This is a genomic window from Desulfothermus sp. (assembly GCF_053993635.1).
On sequence record NZ_JBMYBT010000090.1, the window covers coordinates 1 to 7,016 of the forward strand.

Annotated in this window: 11 protein-coding genes; 10 read left to right on the forward strand and 1 reads right to left on the reverse strand. The window is 36.8% G+C overall.

Annotated elements, in window-relative coordinates; translation table 11 throughout:
- The 10 genes from ACY2V1_RS07095 to ACY2V1_RS07140 all read left to right on the forward strand — a co-directional run.
- On the forward strand, window positions 1-342 hold a 342-nt coding region (locus ACY2V1_RS07095; protein ID WP_461834099.1), incomplete at its 5' end, for an Hpt domain-containing protein.
- Window positions 317-697, forward strand: coding sequence for a RidA family protein (locus ACY2V1_RS07100; RefSeq protein ID WP_461834100.1), 381 nt, complete (start codon window positions 317-319; stop codon window positions 695-697). The genes ACY2V1_RS07095 and ACY2V1_RS07100, both read left to right, overlap by 26 nt.
- A 68-nt stretch (window positions 698-765) precedes the next feature.
- Window positions 766-966, forward strand: coding sequence for an FmdB family zinc ribbon protein (locus tag ACY2V1_RS07105; RefSeq protein ID WP_461834101.1), 201 nt, complete (start codon window positions 766-768; stop codon window positions 964-966).
- Between the two features lie 43 nt (window positions 967-1,009).
- A complete protein-coding gene (rlmN, locus tag ACY2V1_RS07110; RefSeq protein WP_461834102.1) occupies window positions 1,010-2,047 on the forward strand; it encodes a dual-specificity RNA methyltransferase RlmN in 1,038 nt (345 codons plus the stop codon).
- Window positions 2,048-2,075: 28 nt separating this feature from the next.
- A complete protein-coding gene (locus ACY2V1_RS07115) occupies window positions 2,076-2,399 on the forward strand; it encodes a DUF4258 domain-containing protein (RefSeq protein WP_461834103.1) in 324 nt (107 codons plus the stop codon).
- Window positions 2,396-2,629, forward strand: a complete 234-nt coding sequence (locus ACY2V1_RS07120; RefSeq protein ID WP_461834104.1) for a YgiT-type zinc finger protein — start codon at window positions 2,396-2,398, stop codon at window positions 2,627-2,629. Before ACY2V1_RS07115 ends, ACY2V1_RS07120 begins: the two co-directional genes overlap by 4 nt.
- Before the next feature lie 24 nt (window positions 2,630-2,653).
- Window positions 2,654-3,037, forward strand: coding sequence for a phosphoribosyl-AMP cyclohydrolase (gene hisI / locus ACY2V1_RS07125; RefSeq protein ID WP_461834105.1), 384 nt, complete (start codon window positions 2,654-2,656; stop codon window positions 3,035-3,037).
- Complete coding sequence (hisG, locus tag ACY2V1_RS07130; protein WP_461834106.1) at window positions 3,038-3,919, forward strand: ATP phosphoribosyltransferase; 882 nt, start codon at window positions 3,038-3,040, stop codon at window positions 3,917-3,919.
- A gap of 3 nt (window positions 3,920-3,922) precedes the next feature.
- Window positions 3,923-4,678: a tetratricopeptide repeat protein gene (locus ACY2V1_RS07135; protein WP_461834107.1), complete on the forward strand. Its 756-nt coding sequence runs from the start codon at window positions 3,923-3,925 to the stop codon at window positions 4,676-4,678.
- Window positions 4,638-5,993 carry a B12-binding domain-containing radical SAM protein gene (locus ACY2V1_RS07140; protein ID WP_461834108.1) on the forward strand — a complete coding sequence of 452 codons (1,356 nt, stop codon included), beginning with the start codon at window positions 4,638-4,640 and terminating at the stop codon, window positions 5,991-5,993. Before ACY2V1_RS07135 ends, ACY2V1_RS07140 begins: the two co-directional genes overlap by 41 nt.
- Window positions 5,994-6,000: 7 nt before the next feature.
- On the opposite strand, the gene ACY2V1_RS07145 is transcribed toward ACY2V1_RS07140, so the two are convergent.
- The coding region (locus ACY2V1_RS07145) for a flagellin (RefSeq protein ID WP_461834109.1) at window positions 6,001-7,016 on the reverse strand (1,016 nt) is incomplete at its 5' end.

Sequence of the window (7,016 nt, forward strand, 5' to 3'; positions counted from 1 at the left end):
GGGGTTTTAGAACGGCTTGCAAACAGTAAAAAAATAGCACACAAGGCATTAAATACCTTTATAAAAGTTACTCCATCTAGGATGCAAGAACTTAAACTAGAGTTTCTGAAAAATAATGCACAAAGGGTAAAAGAAATAGCCCATACTATGAAAGGATCTTCAGCCACTGTTGGTGCTGAAAGATTAAGGGCTTTATTGCAACAAATAGAAAAGGCTGCAGCCTCTAATAATTGGAAAGTCTTAAGAAAATTAATTGATGATTTATATAACGAATATGATTTATTTGAAAAAGAAATACAAAAAGGAGGTTTTTTAGATGAAAAAGATAGTAAAGACAAATAAGGCTCCAAAGGCAATAGGTCCATATTCTCAGGGTATAATTGCTGGAAATTTTATGTTTATATCAGGGCAGATTGCTATAGATCCAGATACAAATGAGATGGTTACAGGCACCATTGAAGAAGAGACAGAACAGGTACTAAAAAACATAGGGGCTATTTTAAATGAGGCTGGTTTAACTTATGAGAATGTGGTCAAGACTACTGTCTATTTGACTGATCTAATTGATTTTGTGAAAATGAACGAGGTCTATGCCAGATTTTTTAAGACCAACCCTCCTGCAAGGGCCGCCATTCAAGTATCAAAATTGCCAAAAGGTGCAAAAATTGAGATTGAGGCAATTGCCTGTTTTGAGTAGTCTTGACATTTTTGACTTTGTATAAATCTTAGTATAGAGGATTTAATCTTTAAAAGGGAGGGTGGGACATGATATTGTTTGAATTTATTTGTGAAGATTGTAAGAAGGAATTTGAAGAGCTTGTAAAATTTGGGGATGATAAGGTAAAATGTCCCTATTGTGGGTCATTTAATGTGAAAAAACTCTTATCAGCAGTAAATGTCAAAGGGGTTGAACAAGGACCAGTTGCAAGTGCAAACAGTTGTTCATCTGTTGGTGGATTTTCCTGAGCTTCATAAAAAATTGCCCAGGTAAGGGCATAAGGTGCAGGTTATGAGAAATATTTTAGACCTATCATCCAGTGAAATAGAAGAATATTTAAGAGAAATAGGAGAACCTAAATTTCGAAAATCCCAGATATGGAACTGGCTGTATGTACGAGGAGTTTTTGATTTTCATAAAATGAGTAATCTTCCCAAGGGATTTCGTTTTAGATTATCTGAGGACTTTAAAATAGAGTTGCCAAAGGTAAGTGCAGTAAAGACAGCACAAGACGGCACAATTAAATTAGGGCTTAGTTTACAAGACAAAAATATAATAGAAACAGTATTAATACCAGAGAGGACCCATTATACCCAGTGCCTGTCATCCCAGGTTGGATGTGCCCTTGGGTGTACATTTTGTAGTACAGGACAAATGGGATTTATCAGAAATCTCACCCAGGGGGAAATTTTGGGACAAATACTTGTAGCAAGGGCATTTTTAAAGGAAATTAAGGCAAAATTAAAGATACGAAATCTCGTATTCATGGGCATGGGAGAGCCTTTACTTAATTGGGATAACGTAAAAAATAGTCTTTATATTTTAAGGGATAAACAGGGGTTTGATTTTTCATATAGACATACAACTATCTCCACAGTAGGCATACCTAGGCCCCTTAAGGAATTTGCGAAAGAAGATTTAGGTTCAATAGCCGTCTCCCTACATGCTCCGAATCAAAGTCTAAGGGAACAAATTATGCCCAGGGCGGCGAAAATAATGGAACTGGACGAATTAATAGAGCTCCTTAAGTCTATTCCTCTTAGAAACAGACAAAGAATTACCATTGAGTATATCTTGATTGGTGGTGTAAATGATTCTTTGGAGCATGCCAGAGAGTTAAATAAAATTTTATCCCACATAAAATGCAAGATTAATCTCATCCGTTTTAATCCAGGGCCTGGTATAGGCTATGCTCCTCCTGAAGAAGAAAAAGTCATTGCCTTTGAAGACTATCTCAGGTCCAAGGGACAGATTGTTACCTTGCGAAAAAGTAAAGGACAGGATATAAGTGCTGCATGTGGACAACTAAGGGCAGAGGTGAGTAATTGAGGATCTTGGAGAACAAGTAGATAAGGTAATGGATAGAGCGTTTTGGGATTTAATAAAAAAGAAGGCAAATGAAAAAATATTATTTTCACCTCATGCAGTGAGACAGATGAACAGACCAGAGAGGATGATAACAGTAGAAGAAATACAGAAAGTTATTTTTGAAGGGGAAATTATTGAAGATTACCCTGGAGACAGAAGAGGACATAGTTGTCTTATTTTGGGTCTTGGAAATAGAGGCAGGCCTATACACGTGGTTTGTGCTCCAAAGGACGAATATCTTGCAATAATAACCGCTTATGTTCCTAATGAGGAGGAGTGGGAAAAAGATTTTAAAACAAGGAAGAAAAAATGAAGTGTATATATTGTCAAGGAGAGATGAAAAAAAGTACTGCTCCATTTCATATAGACAGAAAAGGGATCCATATAAGTTTTGATAATCTTCCGGCATGGGTATGTACACAGTGTGGCGAGTCATATTTTGAAGAACGAGAAGTGGCTTATATTCAGGAGTTAATAAAATCTATTGAGAGTCAAATGGAGAAAATTTTTAAAATAACCCAGACAACTGAAAGCGTATGTTAATTACTAAAGCAGGGGTATTTTTACATGAAACCAAATTTTGATAAAGGTGGAGGATTGGTTCCTGTTATAGTGCAGGATTATAAAACATTAGATGTGCTTATGCTTGCATATATGAATGAAGAGGCATGGGAGGCCACTTTAAAGACAAAAAAGGCACATTATTTTAGTAGGTCTAGAAACAAACTCTGGCAAAAGGGCGAAGAGTCTGGTAATGTTCAGATAATAAAGGATATAAGGATTGATTGTGATAGAGATACCATCCTTCTTTTAGTGGAACAAATTGGTTCTGCTGCGTGTCATACTGGCTATAGAAGCTGTTTTTACAGAAGGATAGTGGAAAATAATGGAGAATTGACAGAAGAGATATGTAGCGAAAAAATTTTTGATCCCAAGGAGGTATATAAGTAAATGTCTGAGGAAAAAGTCTTAAAATTGGGGATACCAAAGGGTTCACTTCAGGATGCCACTATAAATTTGTTTAGAAAATCTGGCTGGAAAATCAATTTACACCACAGAAATTACTTCCCTGAAATAGATGATCCCCACGTTACATGTACCCTTTGTAGAGCACAAGAGATGCCAATATACGTTGAAGATGGAACATTAGACGTTGGTCTTACAGGAAAAGACTGGGTTTTAGAAAATGAGGCAGATGTAGTTGTTGTTGATGAACTGGTATATTCTAAGGTAAGTAATAGACCTGCCAGATGGGTCTTGGCAGTTGCTGGAGATTCACCATACAAGAGGCCAGAAGACCTTCGGGGGAAAAAGATAGCTACTGAGCTTGAGAATTTTACAAGGAAATATTTTGAAAGTGCAGGAATTGACGTGGAAGTGGAATTTTCATGGGGGGCAACAGAGGCAAAGGTTGTGGCTGGCCTTGCTGATGCAATAGTTGAGGTCACAGAGACAGGAACAACAATTAAGGCACATGGACTAAGGATTATTGCTGAATTACTTCAGACCTGCACTCAGATTATAGCAAACAAGGCGGCATGGGAAGATGAGTGGAAAAGAAACAAAATCCTTCAAATGAAGACTCTGTTAAAAGGTGCGCTCAAGGCAGAGAGGATGGTGGGTCTTAAAATGAATGTAAGGGAAAAGGATTTAGATCAGGTGCTAAATATGCTTCCAAGTCTTACCTCTCCCACTACATCAAACCTGTATCAAAAAGGATGGTTATCTGTAGAAGTTGTGGTGGACAAGGATGAAGTAAGGGATCTGGTCCCTAAATTAATGGACATTGGTGTTGAAGGCATAATTGAATATCCCTTAAATAAGGTCATATAAAAGATGAAAAGACCGTATATAAGTTTTTTTTTGTTGTTATTTTTTTTAGCCAGTTGCGCTACAACTAATTCACCATTTATTACAAAGGATGTAAGGGCTAGATTGGATCTAGCCCAGGCATATATTTTAAAAGAACAACCACGCCTTGCGTTTATTGAATTAAAAAAAATAGAGGATAAGGCCAACAGGCTTCCATATTTTCATTTTTTAAAGGGACTTATTTATCTCCAGACAAGAGAAATAAACAAGGCTATTTCATCTCTAACTTATGCCGTTAAATTAGATCCCCAATATGGGGATGCGTGGAATAATTTAGGGCTTGCATATCTTGCTAATAAGGATGAGAAAAAGGCCATATCATGTTTTGAGAATGCCCTCTCAATAGAGACCTATAAAACCCCTGAATATGCTGCTCATAATCTTGCTTTGATATATGTAAATAAAGGGAAGTTGGATAAGGCGATTTTTTATGAAAAAAAGGCTCTTACTTTAAATTGGAGATATCTTCCTGCATATTTTTCAATTGTTAATTTATATGTAAAAAAAGGAAATATTCCCTCTGCAATATACTGGATCAAAAAAGGAATTGAAGCCTATCCTGATAACGTAAACCTCTATTATTTACTTGGGGAAAATTATCTTAGACTGGGAAACACACAAGATGCCAAGACCGCCTTTTTTAATGTCCTCAAACTTGACAAATCAAAAGAGACAAAATTTGCCAAATTGGCCAGAGATTATCTGGATATCCTCAAATAAAAAAGATTTTCCAAGGGTCTTAGGAATTAATCCGTGGATTTATGATTTTGCTGCGTACAACTTCTGGGCCCGCCCAGTTGGTCTAATCTCCTGTCTAACTATGCTTCAGTTAGTTGGGTGTGAAGTTGGTCTTTTGGACTGTTTATATATAATGTGGAGGGATGTTAAATGGCCAAGGCCAGCTAGATACGGGACAGGATCATATCCTAGAGTGGAGATTCCAAAACCTTGTGGATTAGAAAAAGTTCCCAGAAAATTTGCTAGATATGGGCTGGACTTTCATGCAGTTAAAGGGGCCCTTAAAAATATGGCTCCCCCAGATTTTGTTCTGGTGTCCACTGTAATGACCTATTGGTATCCAGGTCTAATTGCTGTTATAGAACTTCTTAGAAAGATATTTAAAAAGACAAAAATAATAGTTGGAGGCATCTATCCAACCCTATGTATGGATCATGCCAAAAAAAGTTTAGATGTTGATTTGATTATAAAAGGGCATGTTGAAAGAGATGATAACTGGAATTTGCTTATGCAGTTTATGGGACTTCCCAGATGCAAAGTTCCTTTTAGAATTTCTTCGAAATTTTATCCAGACCCGAATTTTTCAATAATTTTAGGCTCCAGGGGGTGTCCATTTTCGTGTGAATATTGTGCAAGCAAAATATTATACTCTAACTTTATGCAAAGACCCTTTGAAGATATTTATGAAGAATTTTTGTTTGATTATAATCGGGGTGTTAGGGACTTTGCATTTTATGATGATGCGCTATTATTTCATCCAGAAAAATGGTTTATTCCTTTTTTAGAAAGGGTAATTAAAAAGGGCTATAAGGTGAGATTTCATACCCCAAATGGGCTCCATATAAGATATTTAACCAAAGATATTTGTGTACTTATGAAAAGGGCAGGATTTAAGACTATTAGGCTTGGGTTGGAGACAGGAAATTTTTTATCCAGATTAGATAAAAAGCTCACAAAAGATCAGTGGGATATTGGTGTAAAAAATCTCATAGAAGCAGGATTTAATAAAGAAGATATAGGTGTTTATATACTTTTTGCACTTCCAGGACAAAGTGATGAAGAGGTCATTTCAACAATAGAATTTGCAAAATCATATGGATTTAGACCTCATCTAGCATACTATACACCAATACCTGGTTCAAAACTATTTCAAAGGGCTAGATCTTCTTCCATATATCCAATCGAAGAAGATCCAATATTTCAGAATAATGCAATCTGGCCATGCTATCCAGGTGGGTTTTCATGGGAAAAAAGGTCGTTTTTTAGGCGAATAATCCAATTTAAAAAGCAGAAATAGAGCTATTTTATACGTAATTTACCAAGCTCACCTTCATTATCATTGATGCTGATTTTAATATTGCCTGATATACTGTTTGTTGCTGGCTTATCTGGGTTAATAGGTCAGCAAAGTCAACGTCTTCAATGGCGCTTTTTCTTTCTTTTTGGTTTGTTTGAAGGTCTGATAAGATTGTTTCTGAAGTGTTTAGTCTATTTATCTTTGCTCCAATTTGTGCGTGTGTCTTAGTGACCTGAGTTAGGGCAGAGTCAATGTAATCAAGACAACTCCTTATCTTATCTTGATCATTTAATTCCAGGGCAGTTATAAGCTTTCCAACCCCAACAAAGAGGTTACTTTTTTCATCAGAGGCAAGGGCCATCTCCAGTCCACTGGAATTTTTATAAAATCCACCAAATATCTGGGTGCCAACATGGGTTACTGGTATTTTTATCCCCTGGGAGATTTCCGTGTCCATACCGGCATCCCTTGGATGGATTGTGAATTGATCTCCTGATGAAAGAGAAGTCGTCACAGAGGAAGGGGCTATTTTTAGCATTCCCCCTTGTACTGGCAGGGATTCATATCCTGAGCCTGTTGCAGTTATTTTATGTCCTGTATCCCATGTAATTCCACCATCTGTGCTGTATGAGTATTCAATCTCATCCCCTCCAGTAAATCCAGTCCCGCCAGTCCCAGTAACATTATCTATTCTTACAATGACATCTTCATGTATATCTCCCTGGGCGAATGCATATAGATCAGTGGATGATTGCTCTACTTCAATGGAACCAATTTTAAAGCTAAGTCCATTTAATTGAGGTGACGCACCTGATGAATCTAATTGAGCTAATGTAACTTTCCCTCCTGGAAGTTCCAACTCTAATTGAGGTTTGGAATTATCTGCCTGAATCCTGCCAGACCATGTAATTCCACCATCTATGCTATATTGATATTCAATGGGATTTCCATCCCCCAATGTTCCACCTGAGACTATTCTTATTACTGTTTCATTTTCAAAACTGCCGTTTTTTTCTGGAGTAA